This is a genomic window from Cytobacillus sp. SAFR-174 (assembly GCF_051964675.1).
Classification (GTDB): Bacteria; Bacillota; Bacilli; order Bacillales; family Cytobacillaceae; genus Cytobacillus.
This window is the reverse complement of record NZ_JBQCMZ010000006.1, coordinates 145,673-167,539: the sequence shown is the minus strand read 5'-3', so window position 1 is coordinate 167,539 and position 21,867 is coordinate 145,673. Positions and strand designations below refer to the sequence as shown.

At 40.4% G+C, this 21,867-nt stretch carries 14 protein-coding genes; 11 read left to right on the top strand and 3 right to left on the bottom strand.

The features are described from left to right. Window positions 1-163 precede the first annotated feature (163 nt). The 5 genes from ACTHRG_RS08800 to ACTHRG_RS08780 all read left to right on the top strand — a co-directional run bounded on the left by ACTHRG_RS08800 (window position 164) and on the right by ACTHRG_RS08780 (window position 7,728). Window positions 164-1,756: a long-chain-fatty-acid--CoA ligase gene (locus ACTHRG_RS08800; RefSeq protein ID WP_076261225.1), complete on the top strand. Its 1,593-nt coding sequence runs from the start codon at window positions 164-166 to the stop codon at window positions 1,754-1,756. 143 nt (window positions 1,757-1,899) lie between these two features. Continuing rightward, complete coding sequence (locus tag ACTHRG_RS08795; protein WP_076261228.1) at window positions 1,900-3,087, top strand: DUF418 domain-containing protein; 1,188 nt, start codon at window positions 1,900-1,902, stop codon at window positions 3,085-3,087. Window positions 3,088-3,153: 66 nt separating this feature from the next. After that, window positions 3,154-4,062 (top strand): fumarylacetoacetate hydrolase family protein, encoded by a 909-nt coding sequence (locus tag ACTHRG_RS08790; RefSeq protein ID WP_076261230.1) that lies wholly within the window; start codon window positions 3,154-3,156, stop codon window positions 4,060-4,062. A gap of 197 nt (window positions 4,063-4,259) precedes the next feature. Continuing rightward, window positions 4,260-4,616, top strand: coding sequence for a YisL family protein (locus ACTHRG_RS08785; protein WP_076261232.1), 357 nt, complete (start codon window positions 4,260-4,262; stop codon window positions 4,614-4,616). Between the two features lie 190 nt (window positions 4,617-4,806). Then, the gene (locus tag ACTHRG_RS08780; protein ID WP_076261234.1) at window positions 4,807-7,728 is read left to right on the top strand and encodes an EAL domain-containing protein; all 2,922 of its coding nucleotides are present in this window, start codon (window positions 4,807-4,809) and stop codon (window positions 7,726-7,728) included. A gap of 49 nt (window positions 7,729-7,777) precedes the next feature. On the opposite strand, the gene ACTHRG_RS08775 is transcribed toward ACTHRG_RS08780, so the two are convergent. Further along, window positions 7,778-8,341 (bottom strand): DUF2777 domain-containing protein, encoded by a 564-nt coding sequence (locus ACTHRG_RS08775; RefSeq protein WP_048008486.1) that lies wholly within the window; start codon window positions 8,339-8,341, stop codon window positions 7,778-7,780. Window positions 8,342-8,498: 157 nt separating this feature from the next. On the opposite strand from ACTHRG_RS08775, the gene asnB reads away from it, so the two are divergent. Next, window positions 8,499-10,346 carry an asparagine synthase (glutamine-hydrolyzing) gene (gene asnB, locus ACTHRG_RS08770; RefSeq protein WP_076261236.1) on the top strand — a complete coding sequence of 616 codons (1,848 nt, stop codon included), beginning with the start codon at window positions 8,499-8,501 and terminating at the stop codon, window positions 10,344-10,346. 346 nt (window positions 10,347-10,692) lie between these two features. Here asnB and ACTHRG_RS08765 read toward each other — a convergent pair whose 3' ends face one another. After that, window positions 10,693-12,042, bottom strand: a complete 1,350-nt coding sequence (locus ACTHRG_RS08765; RefSeq protein ID WP_076261240.1) for an MATE family efflux transporter — start codon at window positions 12,040-12,042, stop codon at window positions 10,693-10,695. A 125-nt stretch (window positions 12,043-12,167) separates the two neighbouring features. Then, a complete protein-coding gene (locus tag ACTHRG_RS08760) occupies window positions 12,168-13,937 on the bottom strand; it encodes an alpha-glycosidase (RefSeq protein ID WP_076261242.1) in 1,770 nt (589 codons plus the stop codon). 311 nt (window positions 13,938-14,248) lie between these two features. Between ACTHRG_RS08760 and ACTHRG_RS08755 the strand changes: the two genes are divergently transcribed. From ACTHRG_RS08755 to ACTHRG_RS08735, 5 genes are all read left to right on the top strand, one after another. Next, window positions 14,249-15,526 carry an extracellular solute-binding protein gene (locus ACTHRG_RS08755; protein ID WP_076261244.1) on the top strand — a complete coding sequence of 426 codons (1,278 nt, stop codon included), beginning with the start codon at window positions 14,249-14,251 and terminating at the stop codon, window positions 15,524-15,526. 126 nt (window positions 15,527-15,652) lie between these two features. Then, entirely contained in the window at window positions 15,653-16,957 is a 1,305-nt protein-coding gene (locus tag ACTHRG_RS08750; protein WP_386852630.1) for an ABC transporter permease subunit, read from the top strand. Then, window positions 16,958-17,800: a sugar ABC transporter permease gene (locus ACTHRG_RS08745; RefSeq protein ID WP_061794119.1), complete on the top strand. Its 843-nt coding sequence runs from the start codon at window positions 16,958-16,960 to the stop codon at window positions 17,798-17,800. Between the two features lie 76 nt (window positions 17,801-17,876). Next, the gene (locus tag ACTHRG_RS08740; protein ID WP_076261247.1) at window positions 17,877-19,421 is read left to right on the top strand and encodes an alpha-amylase family glycosyl hydrolase; all 1,545 of its coding nucleotides are present in this window, start codon (window positions 17,877-17,879) and stop codon (window positions 19,419-19,421) included. Between the two features lie 71 nt (window positions 19,422-19,492). Continuing rightward, a complete protein-coding gene (locus ACTHRG_RS08735; protein ID WP_076261249.1) occupies window positions 19,493-21,856 on the top strand; it encodes a glycoside hydrolase family 31 protein in 2,364 nt (787 codons plus the stop codon). Window positions 21,857-21,867 lie beyond the last annotated feature (11 nt).

The window sequence follows — 21,867 nt, the reverse complement described above, 5'->3', positions numbered from 1 at the left end:
ATGTGCCTAATTGCTGAATGTGATTAATCAGCCCAATAATATCTCAGTTGTACGTTAATTTAAGGAGGCGATAAAATGTTATATAACAGACAAAAATAGTATGAAACTGTTTTAATTTTTGTGATAATATAAAATTAACAAAATTTTCTGTGAGGTGCTGTAAATGAATGTTCCATTATTACTTACGCAGTTTTTAGACCGTGCTGTATCCCTTTACGGTTCTAAGAAAGCCATTTTTGCAGATGATCGAACTTTTACATATGAGGAATTGAACACAAGGGTTAATCAGCTCTCTCATGGTTTAAAAGCTTCAGGTATTCAAAAAGGGGACCGTATTGCTTACCTGGCACCCAATTCAGTTGAAATGCTGGAGGGGTTTTATGGAGTTTTTCAGCTGGGCGGAATAATGGTTCCACTAAATATCAGGCTGAAGCCGGAAGACTATTTGTTTATATTGAATCACAGCGAATCCAAAATCCTGTTTGTAGATCAGGACCTTTACCATCTTATACTTCCTGTAAAAGATCAGCTGAAAACTGTGGAAAAAATCTTCGTGCACTATAAAGAGGAAGATACAGAAGAAACCGATTATGATTCATGGCTCAGCAGCCAGGACAAAAGCCCATATCAAAGGGAAGTCCTTGACGAGAATGACGTATGCAGCCTTTTATATACAAGCGGTACAACGGGCAATCCTAAAGGTGTCATGCTGACCCACCGCAATAATTACCTGCATGCATTGTCAACTATGCATCATTTGAGGATCAGCGATCAGGATGTATTGCTGCATGTCCTGCCAATGTTCCATGTGAATGGATGGGGTTCGCCTTTTTATTACACGGCAAATGGCGCTGCTCAGGTGTGCATGAGAAAAGCCACGCCGGAAAAGATATTTGACGCCCTCAAGGAGCATAAAGTATCAGTCATGCATATGGCTCCCACTGTACTGAATTCACTGATGCAGCATTATGAACAATTTGCTCCTTCTGTTGAGCAGGATGTCAGGGTGGTTATAGCTGGATCGGCGCCTCCGCCGGCTTTTGTAACAAGAGTGGAAAAGGAGCTTGGATGGGAGTTCATACAGGTATATGGCATGACCGAATCATCTCCGCTAAGCACAGTATCGACGATTCGTTCTCACCTTCAGGAACTTCCGCTTAACCAGCAGTACCGGATGAAAGCGAAGGCAGGGCATCAGATGATTGGCTGTGAAGTCCGGGTAATCAATGAACACGGTGAAGAAGTTGCCCATAATGGCAAAGAAATCGGTGAGGTAGTTGTCCGCAGCAACGGGGTCATGAAAGGCTATTGGAAAAATGAAGAGGCAACAATGGAAGCGATTCGGGACGGCTGGCTTCACACAGGTGATATGGGAAATGTAGATGAATATGGCAATATAGAAATCGTTGACCGAAAAAAAGATATTATTATCAGCGGCGGGGAAAACATCTCATCCATCGAAGTAGAAGGGGTTTTATACGAGCACCCTGCCATTTCAGAAGCAGCTGTCATAGCAGTGCCTCACGAAAAGTGGGGGGAAACGCCTCATGCCTTTATAGTCGTGCGACAAGGGAATACACTGACTGAGCAGGAGATTATCAGTTTTACCAGGGAGAAGCTGGCCCACTTCAAAGCTGTAACAGGAGTGACTTTTGTCGATGAGCTGCCGAAAACGGCTTCAGGGAAAATTCAAAAAATCCACCTTCGGAACAGCTACTGGGAGTCAAAAGGGAAATCAGGCCGTTTTGTTAATTAAATGAAAGCGGGAATGTTTCAATGTTATTTGCCTTCCAGCTCCAGCGCCGAGTAACAAGCGCTGGAGCACTTCTTTTCTGGACAAGCAGAATCCGGCTCTCTATCATTAAGGTTAGATTTTCTTTACATAGAAGGAGGCGCTTTATGGACAGGCAGGTCAGCCCGGTTCCGGAGAAGGATCGGATCATTTCGCTGGATATTATGAGAGGATTTGCCATTCTCGGGATTTTTTTAGTTAATATGCTTTCCTTCCATTCACCATATCTGTACATTGATCCTTTTGAATGGTGGGATAGTCCGGCAGATAAAGGGGCTTATGCGTTTATCGATATCTTTGTGCAGGCAAGCTTCTATCCTTTGTTTTCAATGCTGTTCGGTTATGGGCTAGTCATTCTAAGGGAGAGGGCAATGGCCAAAGGCCTTGGTTTTGGAGGAATGGCTGCAAGGAGATTTTCCCTTTTGCTGCTGATAGGCATCATTCACGCTTTTCTTATTTGGCATGGGGATATTTTAATAAACTATGCAATCTTTGGCTTTATCTTTTTAATGTTTGTAAAAATGTCCGGAAAAAATATGCTATTAACCGGAATATTGCTTTATATCATTCCCAATCTGTTATTTGTTCTATTGTTATTTTCAACAGTTCTGTTTGTTCCGTCTGAAGATCTGTCAATCTATGACAAAGAAGCCGCATTAGCTTCTTTACAGGCCTATCAAAATGGAAGCTTTTCCGAGATTACCTCACAGCGTATCCAGGATTGGTCAGGTGTTAATAATCTTGCTTCACTGCCTATCATGCTGGCATCTATTTTTCCTTTGTTTTTAATAGGGGGAGGAGCAGCCAAGCTGCGATGGCTTGAGGAGCCAGTAAAAAACCGGGCATTCCTCATGAAAATTATGCTAATTTCTTTGGCTGCAGGGCTATTGTTCAAATTGCTGCCTTATATAACGGAAAGCAACCTGGGACTGGATTACATGCAGGACATATTCGGAGGTCCACTGCTGGCAATTGCTTATGGCTTAGGGATAGCGGTGATGATAAACAATAGTCATGGACCAGGATTCCTGCTGCCGCTCTCATATGTGGGGAAAATGTCGCTCTCAAATTATCTTTTCCAGTCGATTATCTCGACTTTTATTTTTTACAGTTATGGTTTAGGCTTCTATGGAAAGGTCTCTGCATCTGGGGGGACACTTTTAGTTATGGTCATCTTCGCTTTCCAGGTCCTTATCAGCCGCTTATGGATTGCCCGCTATTATTATGGACCGGTCGAATGGCTCTGGAGGAGCTTTACTTATTTGAAGATCCCTAATTGGAAGAGAAAAGGTTAAAATTGTCCAAAAAACTGAAAATTTATATTATACTAAAAAAGTGAAAAATAGAATGAGGTGATAAGAATGAAATTTGTAACTTTTAAGGATAGCACAGGAAGCGGCGCTGGTTTACTGGACGAGACCGGAACAAAGGTGCTTCCGATAAAAGCAGCTTTAGAAAAAATGGAAGGCAAAAGTGAGTTGCCGGCGACTTTGAAGGATTGTATTGCTTTAGGGGATAAGTTCATTGATAAAGTACATAGTTTAACAGATTGGCTAAGCAGCAATCCTGCAAGGGAAGAACTCTTTCACCCTCTCGCTTCCGTTGCATTGGAAGCGCCGATTCCCCGTCCGGATAAGAATATCTTTTGTATAGGCAAGAATTATGCAGAGCATGCCATTGAGATGGGGAGCAAAGAAGATATTCCAGAGCACATAATGGTCTTTACGAAATCGCCAACAACGGTCATAGGACCTGATGCAACAGTATTGAATCACAAGAATGTCACTGCAGAGCTTGATTATGAGGGAGAGCTTGCCGTTGTAATCGGAAAAAAAGGACGGGCGATTCCAAAGGAAAAAGCATTGGAACACATTTTTGGCTATACGATCATTAATGATGTGACAGCAAGGGATCTGCAGTCCCGCCATAAGCAATTTTTTATCGGTAAAAGCCTGGATGACACGTGCCCGATGGGTCCATGGATTGTCCATTCCTCGGCTGTTGAAAACCCGAATCAGCTTGACATTCAGACAAAGGTAAACGGAGAGATCAGACAAAGTTCAAATACTGAAAACTTTATCTTTCCAATCGATGAAATCATCTCGGTTCTGTCAAAGGGCATGACACTTGAGCCTGGAGATATTATTGCTACTGGTACTCCCGCAGGGGTAGGCAAGGGCTTTAAGCCTCCGCGCTTTCTTAAGCCGGGAGATAAAGTGGAAATTACAGTAGAAAATATAGGAACTCTGACGAATTTTATAGAGAAATAAAAAGAAAGAAGCCTGTGTAAAAACACAGGCTTCTAAGAATTTATTTTATAATTTCAGAGTGTCAATGATATATATCACACTTTGTCATAAATAGTTCACAAATTTGCCTTTAGATAATCTTTTTCTGCATCTTAACTTTAGGAATTTCAAAGCCAATATGGTATGATGATATCGAATTTACATTAGGAGGCACTGGAATGATACATGCCCATATAACAACATGGTTATTAGCACTTGTTCTATTTATTATTGCCCTTATAATGCATAAAAGCGGCAAACAAAAAGGTTTAAAAGTGGTTCACATGATCTTGAGATTATTTTATCTTCTGATCATTGGAACAGGAGTTTGGATTTTAAGCAGCCTTAACAGCATCGACCTTCTTTATGTGTTGAAGTCATTAGTAGGCGTTTGGGTAATTGCTATGTTTGAAATGATTATCATCCGCACTGTCAAAGGGAAAAAAACCTCTATTTTATGGGGCCAGTTTATTGTTGCATTAATCCTGGTTTTATATTTAGGCTTTGTTAAATTGCCATTAACATTTATGACGTAAATATGGATATTTATAGAAAGGCTGCCGAAAAGGCAGCTTTTTCTAATTTTGTCATGTCATGACTTCACTAAATATGGTAATTTAAAACTATAGCTAACTATATGATAAAAAATTAGAATCCGCAGCCTCAGCTTTATAAGGAGCAATCCTTTCAGCGGGTCTAATGATCTTACTATGATGGTGGGTTTTTATGGCACAGACGATTACATGTTTATATAAGAATATTAGCGAGCTTAATAGTTTTATAGACTTGAATGAATTGACGGAATACCCGAATTTGCTTGTGCAGGTCTTTACAGGGACTCCTGAAAGCCTATTTATCGCAGAAATTCAAAAGGAACTGAAAAATAAGCTTCCACTTGCACATATAGCAGGCTGTTCAACTTCCGGTGAAATTCATGAAGGGCGCATTACTGAAAAACAAACAATCATTTGCTTTACTGTTTTCGAAAAAACGGAATTAAAATCTTTCCTGTTTAACAGGAGCGATTTTAAGGACAGTTATGAAATGGGCAAAACCCTGGCACGGGAACTTGCTCTCTTCAATACAGAAGCTGTAATTATCTTTCCTGCAGGATTTGATGTCGATTCCACTGACCTCCTGGAGGGAATAAATGAAACCCAGCCCGATATGGTGATTTCCGGCGGCCTTGCCGGTGATAATGGTTTATTCCAGGAGGGTTTTTCTTTTACTCAAGAGGGAATCACCAGCGATGGTCTTGCGGCAGTTGCCCTTCAAAGCGGCCATCTGTCAGTGCGTCATTTTGAAAATTATCAGTGGCAGGAGATTGGAAAGAGCTTTACTGTCACAAAGGCCGAAGGATCTATCATCTACTCCCTGGACGATAAGAGGCCTTTAACTATTCTAAAACGCTATTTGGGAGAGGCTTTTATTAAGGAACTGCCGAAATCAGGTACTGAATTCCCGTTCCTTTTACAGTACCACGGAGAAAAAGTATCTGTTTTTATTATAAAATTACTTGAAAATGGTGCAATTAAAGTAAACAGAAGGGTTGAGGCAGGAGATACACTTACGTTTGCTTATGCAAATCTGGAGAACATTATTGACCGGTCTTTAAAGGAATTAAAACAGCTTGACCAGGTTTCTCCTGAAAGCATATTTATATACAATTGCATGGCCAGGAAGCAATTTGCAAGAGACTTTACGGAAAAAGAACTGGCAATGTTCCAGAAAATAGCTCCATCTAACGGCTTCTTCTCTTATGGAGAAATTTCCTGCCGTAAAGGCGGACTTCCACAGATGGTCGGCCATTCTCTTACATACCTTGCTCTATCAGAAAATAGTGCTGAATCAAAGAAGGAACAGCATAATGAATTTGTTTATGAAAAAACCGCCCAATTTAATACGATTACTTCATTAACTCATTTAATGCATGCTTCACAGGATGATATTAAAGCATTAAACAGCAGTCTTAAAATGTCAGAACAATATTATAAATCTCTATTTGATAATAATGCAGACTTTGTTTATTCAACTGATCTGAAGGGGAATTTCACAAGTGTTAACCCGGCATTTGAGAAAACCTTCGGGTACAGCCGGGAAGAAATAATCGGAAAAACAGCTCTTTCCTATGTGAGCGATATAGATGTACAAAGGGTCCGGATGCACTTTTATCGGGCATTAAGAGGAAAGGAGCAATATTATAATGTTTATATTGATTCAAAAACCGGCGAGAAGAATCTCTTTCAGCTGAAAAATATTCCGATTACGGTTAACGGGGAATGTGTAGGCATTTATGGAATCGGCAGAAATATTACAGAACAGAAAAAAATTGAAGAGAAGATAACAGAACTGGCTTTTTTTGACAGGGATACAGGGCTGCCAAACAGAATGAAGTTTACAGAACAATTGGAAATGCAATTAAAGAGAGCCAGGAAGAAACAAAAAAAAATTGCCGTTCTTTCTATTGATATTGACCGCTTTAAAATCATAAATGACAGTCTCGGGCACTTTGCCGGGGATATGGTATTAAAGGAAATTTCCGAAAGAATTGAGAGAGTCTTGCCTTCCGGTTCTTATTTGGGAAGGTTCAGCGGGGATAAGTTTACTCTGGTATTATCGAGGGAAGCAACCATTGAAAAAGTTATGAAAGCATCCCAAAAGATATTAGATGAAATATCTCATCCTTTATTTCAGTCGGATCAGGAGTTTATTGTTACTGCGAGTATTGGTGTAAGTCTATATCCTGACGATGGACCGGACGAGCACATACTGCTGAAAAATGCAGATATTGCCACGAACCGCTCCAAGCTGCAGGGAGGAAACAGGGTCACTTTTTTCTCAATGGAAATGAATGAACAGGCAAAGGTCCGACTTGAGCTTGAAAGCTACTTAAGAAAAGCTTTGCAGAAAAATGAATTTTATTTATGCTATCAGCCATTAATCGACCTTGAAACAGGCAATTTATACGGAAGCGAAGCTCTGATCCGCTGGAATCATCCAAAACTTGGCCTGGTTTCACCCGGTGAATTTATTCCTCTTGCAGAAGAAACTGGACTCATTGGGGATATTGGCGGCTGGGTATTGAGGTCGGCTTGTCAGCAAAATAGGCGCTGGCAAATGCTCGGTTATGAATCTCTCTCCATTTCTGTGAATGTGTCTGCCTATCAATTCCAGCAGCCGGGATTTCTCCAGGAAGTTAAAATGGCATTGGAGCTCTCCGGTATGGAGCCCCAATATTTAACTTTGGAGCTGACGGAAAGCACGATGCTGAGAAATGTTGAGTACAGTATACAAGTTATGCAGTCTCTGCAGGAAATCGGCGTCAAGGTTTCCATTGATGATTTTGGAACCGGATATTCTTCATTAAGTTATTTAAAGGATCTTCCAATCAATACATTAAAAATTGACCGGTCGTTTATCAATAACCTTCGATTAAATACTTCTGATGTTGCTATTGTAAAAGCCATCATCACCATGGGACATGGACTTTCCGTTAAGGTGGTGGCTGAAGGGGTGGAAACACTGGAGCAGATTGAGCTTTTAAAGGAATTGAAATGCCATTATGCACAGGGCTTCTATATACATAAGCCGCTTATGACCAGAGATTTTGAGGAAGGTCTATCAAAATACGTTCAAACGCACAGCTAGCGCCATAAAGAAACAGCAGCACTGCCATTAAAGGCAGGCTGCTGTTTCTTTATGATGAAATCTTTTCAATTACCATTCTTTTTCCGCTGTTTAAGGTGAATTCAAACCGGTCACTCATTTTTTCATAATAGCAAAAATGATGCTGCACATTGCATATATGATCCTGGTTATCAAAAACGATGAAATTAACACCGCTTTTCCTGTCTTTATCATTAAAAAATGCGAGCTGGTTATAGCAGTAAATGCAGTCATAGACCGAAAATTGCATGGAATTTAGAGTGGTTACGAACTGGTAGAAGGCGTCATCATTCATTTCTTCCAATAATCTTTCAAGGGAGAAAACCAGATGCTTTCGAATGCGAATTGAATCCTGGTTCTTCAAGTGAAACGTTTCATCATCAAAAGCCACCTTGCCATCCTCGAATAAAATGCCCTTTTTCCAGCGTTTAAAGCGGAACACTTCCATTTCCTGATGGAGGAATTCGTCCAATATGGATGCTTCATCTGTTTCATGGTCAAAAAATACCCATTGATCGTTGATATACTCTACAGTGCCTTCTGTAAAAGCACGGGATTGATATTCGATAAGCTTTGTTCGCTGCTGTCTATTCATATAAAACCTCCATTAACTTCCTCAACTTCTTTTTAGACAGTTTTGGCGATTTTTATAACCGCATGAATGTGGACAATTAACTTTTTTCTAGGCCCAGCATACAATAGCATCATGAAAAATGTGCCCATGCGATTCCGCTTTGAAAGGATGATGTAATGTGTGTGGAATTACCGGCTGGATTGATTTCCAAAGGGATTTGAGAAAAGAAACGGCTGCAATTGGCAAAATGGCGGATACGCTGGCAAAGCGGGGTCCAGATGAAACAAACATTTGGACAGATGTGCATGCTGGATTGGGCCATAAAAGGTTAATCGTTGTAGACCCGGCAGGCGGAAAACAGCCAATGACTAGGGAAAAACATCAAAACCGCTATACGATTTGCTATAATGGAGAGCTTTATAATACGGAAGATCTCCGTAAAGAACTCCTTATAAAAGGATATTCGTTTGAGGGCCATTCTGACACTGAGGTTTTGCTGACTTCTTATATAGAATGGGGAGAAAGTTGCCTTCAATATTTGAATGGCATCTATGCATTTGCAGTTTGGGATGAGAAGAAAGAACAATTATTTATTGGCAGGGATCGTTTAGGGGTAAAACCATTATTTTATAAAGAAATGAAACAGGGCATATTATTTGGATCTGAATTAAAAGCTATTTTAGCCCACCCTGAAGTTAAAGCAGAAGTAGACAGGGAAGGTTTGGCTGAAGTCTTTGGACTGGGGCCATCACGATCTCCGGGATCGGGTGTTTTCAGAGGCATTGATGAATTAAGGCCTGCTCATGCGCTTATCTTTTCGAGAAATGGACTGAAGGCATGGCGTTATTGGAATGTGAAAAGTGCCCCACATGAGGATAATGTTGAGCAAACGGCTGAGCGAGTCAGAGACCTATTTACGGATGCTGTGACAAGGCAGCTGGTCTCGGATGTTCCGTTATGCACGTTCCTTTCCGGCGGAGTGGATTCCAGTGCGATTACAGCTATCGCTGCAAAAGCTTACGAAAAAGACGGTAAGGGCCAACTCACCACTTATTCGATAGATTATGAGGGAAATGACGAGTTTTTCAAGGCTAATGAGTTTCAGCCTAATTCTGATGGAGCATTTATACAGAAGATGTCCCAGACCTTTAATACGAAACATAACAGCAGTATAATCACCCAGAAGCAGCTGGCAGAGGAATTAATCGAATCTGTGCATGTAAGGGATCTTCCGGGTATGGCTGATGTTGATTCCTCCCTGCTATGGTTTTGCAGGGAAATAAAAAAGGACTTTGTTGTCAGTCTGTCAGGGGAATGTGCAGATGAAATATTTGGCGGGTATCCATGGTTCCATAGAGAGGAAGACTTGAAGAGGAAGGGATTTCCATGGATGAGGTCACTCGAAGCCAGGCAGGACCTGTTGAGAGAAAATTGGAGGAAGAAACTGAACCTTCGAGATTACGCTATGGAAAAATATCTTCAAGCAATCTCCGAAACTCCTGCTTTAGACGGGGAGAGCAGGGAGAATGCGAGCAGGAGAGAGCTTTTCTATATTAATATGATTTACTTTATGACGACCTTATTGGACCGTAAAGACAGAATGAGTATGGGGGCCAGCCTTGAAGTACGGGTGCCTTTTGCCGATCATCGGCTTGTGGAGTATGTATGGAATATTCCGTGGGAGATCAAAATGCATGGAAACCGCGAAAAAGGAATCCTCCGCAAAGCACTTGAAGGCATACTGCCGAATGAAGTGTTATACAGAAAGAAAAGTCCTTATCCTAAAACGCATAATCCAGCATATACGGCTGCAGTCCAGAAGATGCTTAATGGATACCTGGAGGACCGCTCATCCGCACTGTATGAATTCTTTGACAGCAGCCAGCTGAGGGATATTATTGAGTCGGGAGGTGACTCATTCCGGGAACCATGGTTTGGGCAGCTCATGACTGGTCCCCAGCTGTTAGCACACCTTGCACAGATACATGTGTGGTTTAAGGATTATAATATAAATATTGCAGAATGAAAAAAGAAGCGGCAGCCTTGAACTGCCGCTTTTGCTATTGAGTAAGTTTGCAGCAGGCTGCAGAATTTATTGCTAAATATATATAAAATTTTAAACTTCGATAACTGCTCCAGCGCCTACCCCCTCGAGGTCACAAGCCAATCCTCCCATAAAGGCAAAGAACGCCTTTCCGAGAGGCTCGACTTGTGCTTGGGGCCCCCAGGACAAGGAAGGCTTCGTCAGCATAATCATCGCACGACCAAAAGCGACAGCTTTTGGGAGGATGGGGGTCATGCGGACGTTGCCACAGGACGTGGCGTTCTTAGTCTGCGCTCCTTCGTGAGCAAGGCGCTTCCGCTTTTCTTATTTACACTGCTTTTGAAGACACGAACGACTTATTCACCCAGACTCTGGATCTCCAGCGCCATAACATGAGCAATCCTCTAAGCCATTCATCGGCAATAAAGGCGATCCAAATGCCGGCAAGGCCTAGTCCAAAATGAATTCCCAGAACATAGGAAAGGGTAACGCTTACGCCCCACATGGAAAGGATCCCCATATAAACGGGGAACTTTACATCCCCGGCTGCACGCAGGGAGTTGATAACGACTAAATTAAACGATCTGCCTGGCTCCAGGAGGATGGTCAAAAGAATGAGAACACTGCCAACCTTTATGATATCTGGATTAGAAGTGAAAATGCCCATCAATTTTTCTGAGAACAGGGAGAAAAGAACCGCAGTCCCGAATGAAATAATGATGGCTAAGCGCAGGCTTTTCATACATCTTTTATAGGCTCCTTCATAATCCTTTCCGCCTACCATGTGGCCTATCAGGATTTGTGTGCCCTGGCTGATGGCGACACTGAACAGGAATATGAACATCATGATATTCTGCGTATACACCTTTGCAGTTAAAGCCTCTGTTCCGAGAGCAGCGATGAATATCGTAATTACCATTTGCGATCCATTATAGGATAAATGCTCTCCCGCTGAAGGGATCCCGATTTTTAAAAGGTTTTTGATATGTTCCTTTGGAAAGCGGAAAAGTAATCGGAACGGAAGTGCTTTATCCGTTCTTTTAAGCAGGACGGCGACAGCAGCTGCCAATCCGATCAATCTGCTGACGACAGTAGAGATGGCCACTCCTTCTACACCCAATACCGGAAAACCGAATGGACCGAAAATAAAAAAGTAATTGCCAATCACATTTAAAATGTTCATGCCGATAGTAATGTACATAACATCTCTTGTAAATCCGTAACTTCTGATGATGGCTCCAATTGTCATAATCAATGCCTGAACAAAGGAGAAGCCGCCAACAATGACTAAGTAGGCATTTGCCTGGCTCAATAGCTCCTCAGGCAAATCCATCATGCGGAGCAGCGGTTTGCCTGATACGAATAAAATAATACTGAGGAATACCCCAAATACCAGGTTTGCCCCCAGGGAGACAATCGAAATTTCACCAGCCGTTTTATTATTTTTCGCGCCGAGATTTTGGGCAATTAGGATGGATGTCCCGGTCGCTACAAATCCAAACATGACGATTACAAGTGAAAGGATCTGATTTGACACCCCGACGGCAGCCACGGATTCATCCGAATATTGCGAAAGCATAAGCGTATCGGCATTCCCCATGAGCATATGAAGCAATATTTCAATGAAAATCGGCCAGGTTAGAGCAAATAATGTCATTTTTTTCTGGTTTTTAGTCATGGTAATTCTCCCTATTTGTAAATGATTTCATGTAAATAGGAGGGACCCACGACAATATATAAACGAAAAAAGAAAAGCCTTAAGGTCTTGCCCTTAAAAACTTTTCCTTATTTCAATCAGGTTTCCTATTTAGTGAAGCTTGCAGGGAAGGACAGGATTTCAAACCCCCAGCCATCAAGCTGAACTTTAAGGTTTTCCGCTTCAGCTGCAAATTCTTTGTCTGTAAGCATATTCGTTACCTTAACACCCTTAAGCGGATAAGGCAATACAAATTCCGCGCTTTCATCCGCAGGGTTGGCGAGTACTATAATTGTTTTTTCATCATTGTATTTTCGGTAGGCAACTATATTAGGATTTGTCTGAACAAATTCAAATTGTCCTTCATTTGCGAGCAGCTTTTCTTCCTTCCGAACCTTAATAAGTTTTTGAATATGAGAAAACAATTCACGGTCCTGTTTTGCCTCATCCCATTCCATGCATTTTCTGCATCCGGGATCCATTACACCACTTAGTCCAATTTCATCTCCATAATATAGGCATGGTGAACCTATAAAGGTGAATAAAAGTGTGTAAATTAGCTTTACCCTGTCTTTATTTTCTTCACATTCCGTTAAAATCCTCGGTGTATCATGGCTTCCAACCAGATTGAATGCAGATTCATAGACATTGGCAGGATAGCTGTGAATTTCAGCGGTCATATTATTGGCGAACTCACTGCCGGTTATGGATTTTTTTGCAATTAAGTTTAGCAGGTTGGTGGTAAAAGGATAATTCATGACAGCATCAAATTGGTCTCCGCGCAGCCATGGCATTGAATTGTGCCAGACTTCACCCAATATATAGAGGTCTGGTTTGATGTTTTTTACAGTCTGCCTGAATTCACGCCAGAACTCATGGTCAACTTCATTTGCCACATCCAGCCGCCAGCCGTCTATATCAAACTCTTCAATCCAGTATCTGGCCACTTTGAGCAAATATTTTTTTACCTCTGGATTTTTTGTATTCAGTTTTGGCATCTGCTCTACAAAAGCGAAGGTTTCATAATTAGGGTACTCCCCGCCTCTCAGAGGGAAACTATGTGGATGGAACCAATCTTTATAAGGTGATTTTTCTCCCTTCTCAAGCACATCCTGAAATGGGGGGAAATAGTATCCGCTATGGTTAAAAACAGCATCTAGCATCACTTTAATATCCCGATCATGGCATTCTTTTACCAGTCTCTTTAAAGTATCCTTCGAACCAAACTGGGGATCAATTTCCAGATAGTCTATTGTATCATATTTATGGTTGGAAAATGCCTTAAAAACAGGTGTGAAATAGATGCCGGTAATGCCGAGTTCCACGAGATAGTCCAGATGTTCAATAATACCCTCAAAATCTCCGCCAAAAAAATTATTCTTAGAAGGCTCCTCACTTCCCCAGGGGAGAACACCTTTGGGGTCATTGTCCGGATTTCCGTTAGCAAATCTTTCCGGGAAAATTTGATACCAGACCGTATCCTTCACCCAGGATGGGGCTTGAAATACTTCTTCAGGATGCAGGTAGGGAAAGTTGAAATAATAACCTGAATCAGCAGGAGCCTCCTCGTAAAAGCCTTTTTCAGTCAAAATCAATTCTTCTTCACCGGACTTTAAGTGAAATCCGTATCGGGATCTTCTAAATGGCGGGTTCATATAGGCATGCCAATAATCATGAATCCCATCAGAACCTGATTTCTGCATACCTGTTTTTTCATACTGCCATTTACCATCCGCCCATAAGTACTGATCACCGTGCAGTAAAGTGACTTCAGAAATATCATCTTTCTTTGTTTGCAGTCTAATATGTAAGGTTTCCCTGTTGATAGGATAAACAAAATGATCAGCAGGGTAGTGTATGATGGCTGCCTTTTCCATTAAAATTCCCCTTTCAAAGTGCAATCGCTTGCATTATACCATATGAAAGAAGTGGGAATGTATAAATCATTTGCCTGTATGTTAAATTATTATTGTTCCAAAGTAAAAATATTAGAAAAAAATAGTTGTAAAAGCCCAAAAACCTTGTATAATAAAAATTAGAAATTGTGCAATCGTTTTCATTAAGCGGTTTCATTGATTAATAGTTTAGTTGATAGCGCTTGTTTAAGAGAAATAGATTAAGCGTTTACACTTTTGTGCAAACGGTTGTACTTTTTTCAAAAAGGATCACTATTATAGGAGGGTCAAGAATGAAAAGAGCATTATCATTATTTATGATGATCGTCTTGGTATTCGGAGTTTTAGCTGCGTGCGGTCCAAAAGATGAAGAAGAGACTGGCAGCAATGACAGCAAAACTGAAGGGGAATCTTCAAAACCTGAAAAGCTGATTGTCTGGGAAGATACAGATAAAGGATCAGCCTTAAAAGATGCTGCTGAAAAATTTGAAGCAGAGCATGGAATAAAAATTGAGTTTAAAGAATTAAACATTACAAAGATGCAAGAAAACCTTGCTCTTGACGGCAACACTGAAAATGCACCAGACGTTGTAACAATGTCACATGACGGTGTAGGACCGGCAATGGTTAAAGGCTACATTAAAGAACTGGAAGTTGATTCTGAAATCTTAGGACAGTTCACAGATTCTTCTGTAGACGCTCTTAAATATGAAGGAAAACTATACGGGCTTCCAAAAGCTACTGAAACACCAGTGTTTATTTACAATAAAGATCTGCTTCCTGAAGTTCCAGCTACAATGGAAGACTTATACACTAAATCAAAAGAAGTTACTAAAGACGGAAACTACGGTTTCCTTGCAATCTGGGATGATTTCTACCATGCTCACGGGGTGTTCGCTGGATTCGGCGGATATGTATTTGGTGAAAAAGACGGGAAAACAGATGTAACGGATATTGGTTTAAATAACGATTCAGCTGTAGAAGCAGCAGATTACATCAACAAGTGGTACGCAGAAGGCCTTTTCCCGAAAGGAATCATTGGAGAAAAATCTAATGATAATATGAATGGTCTTTTCAAAGAAGGAAAAGCTATTGCTGTGCAAAATGGTCCTTGGGCTTTTAAGGATTACAGTGATGCAGGCGTAAACTATGGGGTTGCGGCAATGCCGAAACTTCCTAATGGCGAGCCTGTTAAAACATTCATGGGTGTTAAAGGGTGGTTTGTAACAAACTTCAGCAAAAGCCCTGACTGGTCCCAAAAGTTTGTTGAATATATTACAAACGAAGAAAATGCAAAGAAACGCTTTGAATTAACTGGAGAAATTCCTCCATTGAAATCACTAATGGAAGATCCTGAATTCGTTAAGAATAACGAAGGTGCAGCTGCTGTAATGGAGCAATCCCAGTATGCAGTGCCAATGCCAAGTGTTCCTGAAATGGCAGAGGTTTGGGATCCTATGAAAAAAGCTGTTGAAACGATTGTAACCGGCAAATCAGAACCAAAACCTGCTCTGGATAACGCAGTTAAAACAATCGAACAGCAGATAGAAGCTAATCACAGCGGAAATTAATCAGCTGTTATTCAGTAAAAACCCAAAGAAGCGGTACTCCCAGTCATCGGGGTACTGCTTCCATTTTATTACCGATATATTTTGGGAATAGTATGATGTTGTAAAAAATATACCCCTTTAAGGGAAATGGCAGAAAGGGGAATCCTTTCAATGGAAGAAGTATACAAGTCTAATCACAGAAAGATCGCTGCTTGGCTATCGATCATCCCTGGTCTCGGCCAGATATACAACAGACAATTTATTAAAGGTATTGCTTTTTTAATATTATCGTTTTCATTTGTCATAGCTTTTAAAGATTTCCTGAATATTGGATTATGGGGTCTGGTAACCCTTGGGGAAAAATTGCCCCGTGATAACTCTATATTTTTACTAGTTTATGGAATCATTTCAGTGATTCTGATTTTCTTTGCAGCAGGGTTTGTTCTTTTCAGCCTGCGTGATGCCTATAAAAATGGAAAAAAACGAGACTTAAACCAGCCTTTAAGCTCGATAAAAGATCAATATCATACATTAATTGATGAAGGTTTCCCTTATCTGATGATTACTCCGGGATTTTTCCTTCTGGTTTTCGTTGTTATTTTACCTATCGTGTTCGTTTTGCTGCTGTCATTTACAAACTATAACCTTTATCACCAATGGCCAGCAAAGCTGATGGACTGGGTAGCTTTAGACAACTTTACACGTTTGGTAACCCTTGATATTTGGAGAGAAACGTTTGTAAGTGTTTTTGCCTGGACTGTCATCTGGACATTTGGCGCAACAACATTCCAAATTGCGCTGGGTATTTTCCTGGCTGTTTTAGTAAATCAAAAAGATCTTAAAGGAAAAGCCATTATCAGAACTATACTGATTCTTCCCTGGGCTGTTCCTGCTTTCGTATCCATTTTGATTTTCTCTGGATTATTTAATGAAACCTTTGGAGCTATAAACAATGTGGTTCTTGATGCAATCGGAATTGGACCTATTCCTTGGATGACAGAAGCTTTTTGGACCAGGGCAGCTTTGATTATGATACAGACATGGCTTGGTTTTCCGTTTATTTTTGCAATGGTTACAGGAGTCCTTCAGGCTATACCGGATGAACTGTATGAGGCTGCAACTGTAGACGGGGCAACAGCGTGGCAGAAGTTCAAAAACATTACGTTCCCTCTGATCATGTTCTCAATTGCACCAATCCTTATCACACAATATACCTTTAACTTTAATAACTTTAATATTATTTATTTGTTCAATATGGGAGGTCCGGCAATTTCGGGTCAAAATGCAGGGGGAACAGATATCTTAATTTCCTGGATTTATAACCTGACAGTTACGAAATCGGAATATGGAATGGCTGCCGCAATCACTATGATTCTCTCAGCTATTGTTATTTCAGTGGCACTGTGGCAATTCAAGAGAACAAAGGCATTCCAAGAGGAGGATATGATGTAAATGAGCACAAAAAGGCAGAAATTCATCAGGCTGTCACTGACTTATTTAGTGATTTTGTTTATGACAGTGATCATCGTCTATCCAATTCTATGGGCAATTGGAGCTTCTTTAACACCAGGAACAAGTTTAACGAACTCCTCTCTAATCCCAAAGAATGCTACATTTGATCATTATCGTACAATCTTTGATCCCGAACAGAGCAGCTACTTAATCTGGTATTGGAATACTTTGAAAATCTCTTTTATTACAATGACATTTTCTGTAATTGTCATTAGCCTGATGGCTTATTCATTTTCAAGGTACAGATTTGTTGGCCGGAAAAACGGCTTGACCACCTTCTTAATTTTACAGATGGTTCCGAACTTTGCTGCGCTTATTGCCATCTTTGTACTGGCTCAGGTTACAGGTCTCTTAGATTCACACTTTGGGCTTATTCTGATCTATGTCGGCGGTGCCATTCCGATGAATACATGGCTAATGAAAGGGTATTTGGACAGCATACCTAAAGAACTGGATGAAAGCGCAAGAATGGATGGAGCCGGCCACTTCCGAATTTTCTGGCAGATCATTATGCCGCTTGCAAAACCCATAGTTGCGGTAATTGCTTTGTTCACATTTATTGCGCCATTTACGGATTTTATTTTAGCAAAAGTAATGCTGAGATCTACGGAGAACTACACATTGGCAGTTGGATTATATGAACTGGTTTCCAGACAATATGGCGCAGAGTTTACCACTTTTGCAGCTGGTTCTGTGTTAATTGCTATCCCAATTTCAATCCTTTTCTTATCATTCCAGAAGTACTTTGTGTCTGGTTTGACGGCAGGGGGAACAAAAGGCTAATCTTAAAGGGCTGAAACTTTACGGGCCCGCTTTTATTTAATTGAAAACGGCCTGAAAATACAAAGGAGGAGCGGCGATGAAAAAAGGAGTATCCATCTTCATCTTAATCCCGTTTCTTCTTTTTTATGCCCTGCCTGTCGGAGCAATTGAAAAAGAAGAGCGTAAATGGCAAGATGAATCAATTTATTTCTTAATGGTGGATCGCTTTAATAATGGTGATTCCAATAATGATTATGAGGTTGATGTTAAAGATCCAAAAGCCTATCATGGCGGTGACTTTAAAGGAATTGCCGATAAGCTGGATTATATTAAGGATATGGGCTTTACTGCCATATGGCTAACGCCAGTCTTTGATAACGAATCTAAAGGCTATCATGGATATTGGATAAAGGATTTTTACAATACTGAAGAACATTTTGGAACCATCGAGGAATTTAAATCCCTTGTAAAAGAAGCGCATAAGAGGGATATGAAAGTGATTCTGGATTTTGTGGTTAATCATGTTGGCTACAATCACGAATGGTTGAACGATCCTGAGAAAAACGAATGGTTTCATGAAAAACAGGATATCCAAAACTGGGAAAACCAAACCGATCTGGAAAATGGGTGGATCTATGGATTGCCTGATTTAAACCAGGAAAATCCTGAGGTTAAAAATTATCTTATTGATGCAGCTAAATGGTGGATTAAAGAAACTGATATTGATGGATTACGGTTAGATACTGTTAAACATGTTTCCAAGGATTTTTGGACTGAATTTTCAAAGGAAGTAAAAAGCGAAAAAGAAGATTTTTATCTGCTGGGGGAAGTGTGGTCTGACAGTCCTGAATATATAGCGCAGTATGAGGAGACAGGTATTGATGGTTTTGTTGATTATCCTCTGAATGATTTTCTGCGTCCTGCTTTTGCCAAACCGGATCAATCATTGAGCTGGCTTTTCACTTCCTGGGATAGGAATAAATCCATCTATGAAAATCCTTATCTAATGGGGACATTTATGGATAACCATGATACTGTACGTTTTACCAGGGATGCAATAAGCCAAAACCAGCACCCGGGACCAAGGTGGAAACTGGCATTAACCTATTTATATACAAGCCCTGGAATTCCGATTATGTACTATGGAAGTGAGATTGCTCTTGACGGCGGCAATGATCCGGATAACAGAAGACAAATGGATTTCCGTACAGATAAAGAATTAATCGACTATATTACTAAGCTAGGTGAAGTCCGGCAGCAGCTTCCTTCTCTGACAAGAGGTACTATGGAATTGATAAAAGAAGACAATGGCTTCGCGGTATATAAACGTCAATTTGAAGATGAAACAGCCATTGTGGCTATCAATAATACAGCCGAATCACAGAAAGCAGTAATTGATAGTGACGTATTGGAAGACGGCAAAGAACTTCAAGGGATGCTTGCAGGAGATCTGGTATCCAGTAAGGATGGCAGTTATACATTGATTCTTGACCGTGAAGAAGCTGAAGTGTATGTCCTCAAGGAAAAGACCGGACTTAACATACCCTATATTGTATCAATTGCTGCTGTCTATACAGCATTTATGATTTTTATATATTTAATATGGAAGCGGTCTAAAAATAGAAATGCCAAGAAAGAATAGTGGTTCTGTATTAAAAGTCAATAAAACATGAACCAATTAGCGTCTTTTTGGTAAATGGAAGGAGCCCTTTTATGCTCGAAGATACAAGTTTTGCGATTCATCCAGATAACGAGAAAAAGATATTGGAGTCGGGGTTTCAGGATATCGGCAAATTCATCTCTTTAAATAAAGAAGAAAATGGAGTAGGGATTTCAACTGATTCAGGGGAATTGAAAGTTTTGATTTACAGGGAAGACATTGTTAGGTTTAACATTAATTTCTTTGGTGAGACACAGCAGGGAAACAGCCCTGCCATCGTCTCCAAACCTGTTAATACTGTGTTTACAGCAGTTGAAGAAGCTGATGTTATTCGAATCACAACTGATGCATTAAATATTATTATTAACAAATCTCCGATCAGAATTAATGTCTTAGACCGGACAGGTCGCTCGCTGGTAAATGAAAGCATAAAAGGGATGGGGTTCAAAAAAGCTTCCAAAGAAGTAATCTGTTTTAAAGAAATGGACGGAGCCGACTTTTTTTATGGTTTTGGTGAAAAAACGGGGTTTTTGAATAAACGGGGAGAAAAGCTTTTCATGTGGAATAGCGATGTTTATGCCCCCCATAACCCTGAGACCGATCCCTTATACCAGTCGGTTCCTTACTTTATGACACTTAGAGACGGCTATGCACATGGTTTATTTTTCAATAATACGTTCAAAAGCACATTCGATATGAAAACAGAAGAAACCGTCTACTCTTTTTCTGCTGAAGGCGGAAATATGGATTACTTTATCATGGCAGGGCCTTCGCCAAAGGATGTTCTGGAGCAATACACTTATCTGACTGGAAAAATGCCTCTGCCTCCGAAATGGGCAATTGGATATCACCAATCAAGATACAGTTATGAAACAGAAGCAGAGGTAAGAGAGCTCGCAAGTTCCTTCCTGGAAAAAGGCATCCCGCTTGATGTTATATATCTTGATATCCATTATATGGATGAATACAGAGTTTTTACATTTGATAAGAATCGTTTTCCTGATCCACAAAAATTAGTGCAGGATTTAAAAGAAAAGGGAATCAGGATAGTGCCTATTGTGGATCCGGGTGTTAAAGAAGATCCTGAATATCATGTATACCAGGAAGGAATCATGCAAGACCATTTCTGCAAGTATATTGAAGGGAATATCTATTTCGGTGATGTTTGGCCAGGCAAGAGTGCCTTCCCGGACTTTACTGATTCCAAAGTGCGCGAGTGGTGGGGTTCTAAGCATAAATTTTACAGTGATTTAGGAATTGAAGGCATCTGGAATGATATGAATGAACCGGCTGTCTTCAACGAGTCAAAGACAATGGATGTAAAAGTGATGCATCGGAATGACGGTGAACCTAAAACTCACCGGGAGCTTCATAATCTATATGGCCAGTATATGGGTGAAGCAACTTATAGCGGGATGAAGGACCTTTTAAATGGGAAGCGGCCATTCCTTTTGACAAGAGCAGGATATTCAGGTGTTCAAAGGTATGCAGCTGTATGGACAGGTGATAATCGTTCATTTTGGGAGCATTTGCAGATGTCACTTCCAATGGTCATGAACTTAGGCTTGTCAGGTATTCCTTTTTCCGGTCCGGATGTTGGAGGTTTTGCCCATGATTCCAATGGAGAACTTCTGGCGCGATGGACTCAGGTGGGAGCTTTCACGCCTTATTTCCGTAATCATAGTGCTCTTGGATTTATACGGCAGGAGCCATGGTCCTTTGGAGAGAAATATGAAAAAATTATTAAGAAATATATCGAAATAAGATATCAATGGCTGCCTCATTTGTACAATCTTTTTGCAGAAGCGAGCCGTAATGGTTTGCCGATTATGCGTCCACTTTTTATGGAGTATCCATACGATAAGAATACTTATAATTTATCAGATCAATTCATGATAGGGGACAATGTAATTTGTGCTCCGATCCTGCAGCCATCTCAAACCCGCAGATCAATCTATTTGCCAAAAGGCAAATGGGTTAATTATTGGACTGGTGAAATACTGGAAGGGCAAAAATATCATTTAATAGAAGCTGAATTGGATATACTTCCACTGTTTATTAAATCAGGATCCTTTATTGTTTTAGGAGAAACTAAGCAGTCCACAAACATACCTGATGCTAAACTATTTCTTCATTATTACTTTGAAGTTGGAGTGGATTCAACTTTTACTCTCTATGATGATGATGGAAATACATTTAATTATGAAGAAGGTGAATTTCTTCTCCACACATTCCATGCCGTTTGCGGCTCTAATCAATTACGTCTGGATATTGAGAAATCAGGAAATTACAAGCCGGATTGGACGCAAATTGAACTGATTGTTCATGGTGCAAATGAAGATTTTTCACTTATTATTAACGGTGAAGAGAAGGAATTGCAGAATAGAAACGGAGAAATTCATACTTTTGTTTTATAATAATAATTAAC

Coding starts and splice junctions, on each gene's coding strand:
- ACTHRG_RS08740 (WP_076261247.1), top strand. CDS start 17,877: ATGAAAAAAGGAGTATCCATCTTCATCTTAATCCCGTTTCTTCTTTTT.
- ACTHRG_RS08745 (WP_061794119.1), top strand. CDS start 16,958: ATGAGCACAAAAAGGCAGAAATTCATCAGGCTGTCACTGACTTATTTA.
- ACTHRG_RS08785 (WP_076261232.1), top strand. CDS start 4,260: ATGATACATGCCCATATAACAACATGGTTATTAGCACTTGTTCTATTT.
- ACTHRG_RS08765 (WP_076261240.1), bottom strand. CDS start 12,042: ATGACTAAAAACCAGAAAAAAATGACATTATTTGCTCTAACCTGGCCG.
- ACTHRG_RS08760 (WP_076261242.1), bottom strand. CDS start 13,937: ATGGAAAAGGCAGCCATCATACACTACCCTGCTGATCATTTTGTTTAT.
- ACTHRG_RS08795 (WP_076261228.1), top strand. CDS start 1,900: ATGGACAGGCAGGTCAGCCCGGTTCCGGAGAAGGATCGGATCATTTCG.
- ACTHRG_RS08780 (WP_076261234.1), top strand. CDS start 4,807: ATGGCACAGACGATTACATGTTTATATAAGAATATTAGCGAGCTTAAT.
- ACTHRG_RS08775 (WP_048008486.1), bottom strand. CDS start 8,341: ATGAATAGACAGCAGCGAACAAAGCTTATCGAATATCAATCCCGTGCT.
- ACTHRG_RS08750 (WP_386852630.1), top strand. CDS start 15,653: ATGGCAGAAAGGGGAATCCTTTCAATGGAAGAAGTATACAAGTCTAAT.
- ACTHRG_RS08800 (WP_076261225.1), top strand. CDS start 164: ATGAATGTTCCATTATTACTTACGCAGTTTTTAGACCGTGCTGTATCC.
- ACTHRG_RS08735 (WP_076261249.1), top strand. CDS start 19,493: ATGCTCGAAGATACAAGTTTTGCGATTCATCCAGATAACGAGAAAAAG.
- ACTHRG_RS08790 (WP_076261230.1), top strand. CDS start 3,154: ATGAAATTTGTAACTTTTAAGGATAGCACAGGAAGCGGCGCTGGTTTA.
- ACTHRG_RS08755 (WP_076261244.1), top strand. CDS start 14,249: ATGAAAAGAGCATTATCATTATTTATGATGATCGTCTTGGTATTCGGA.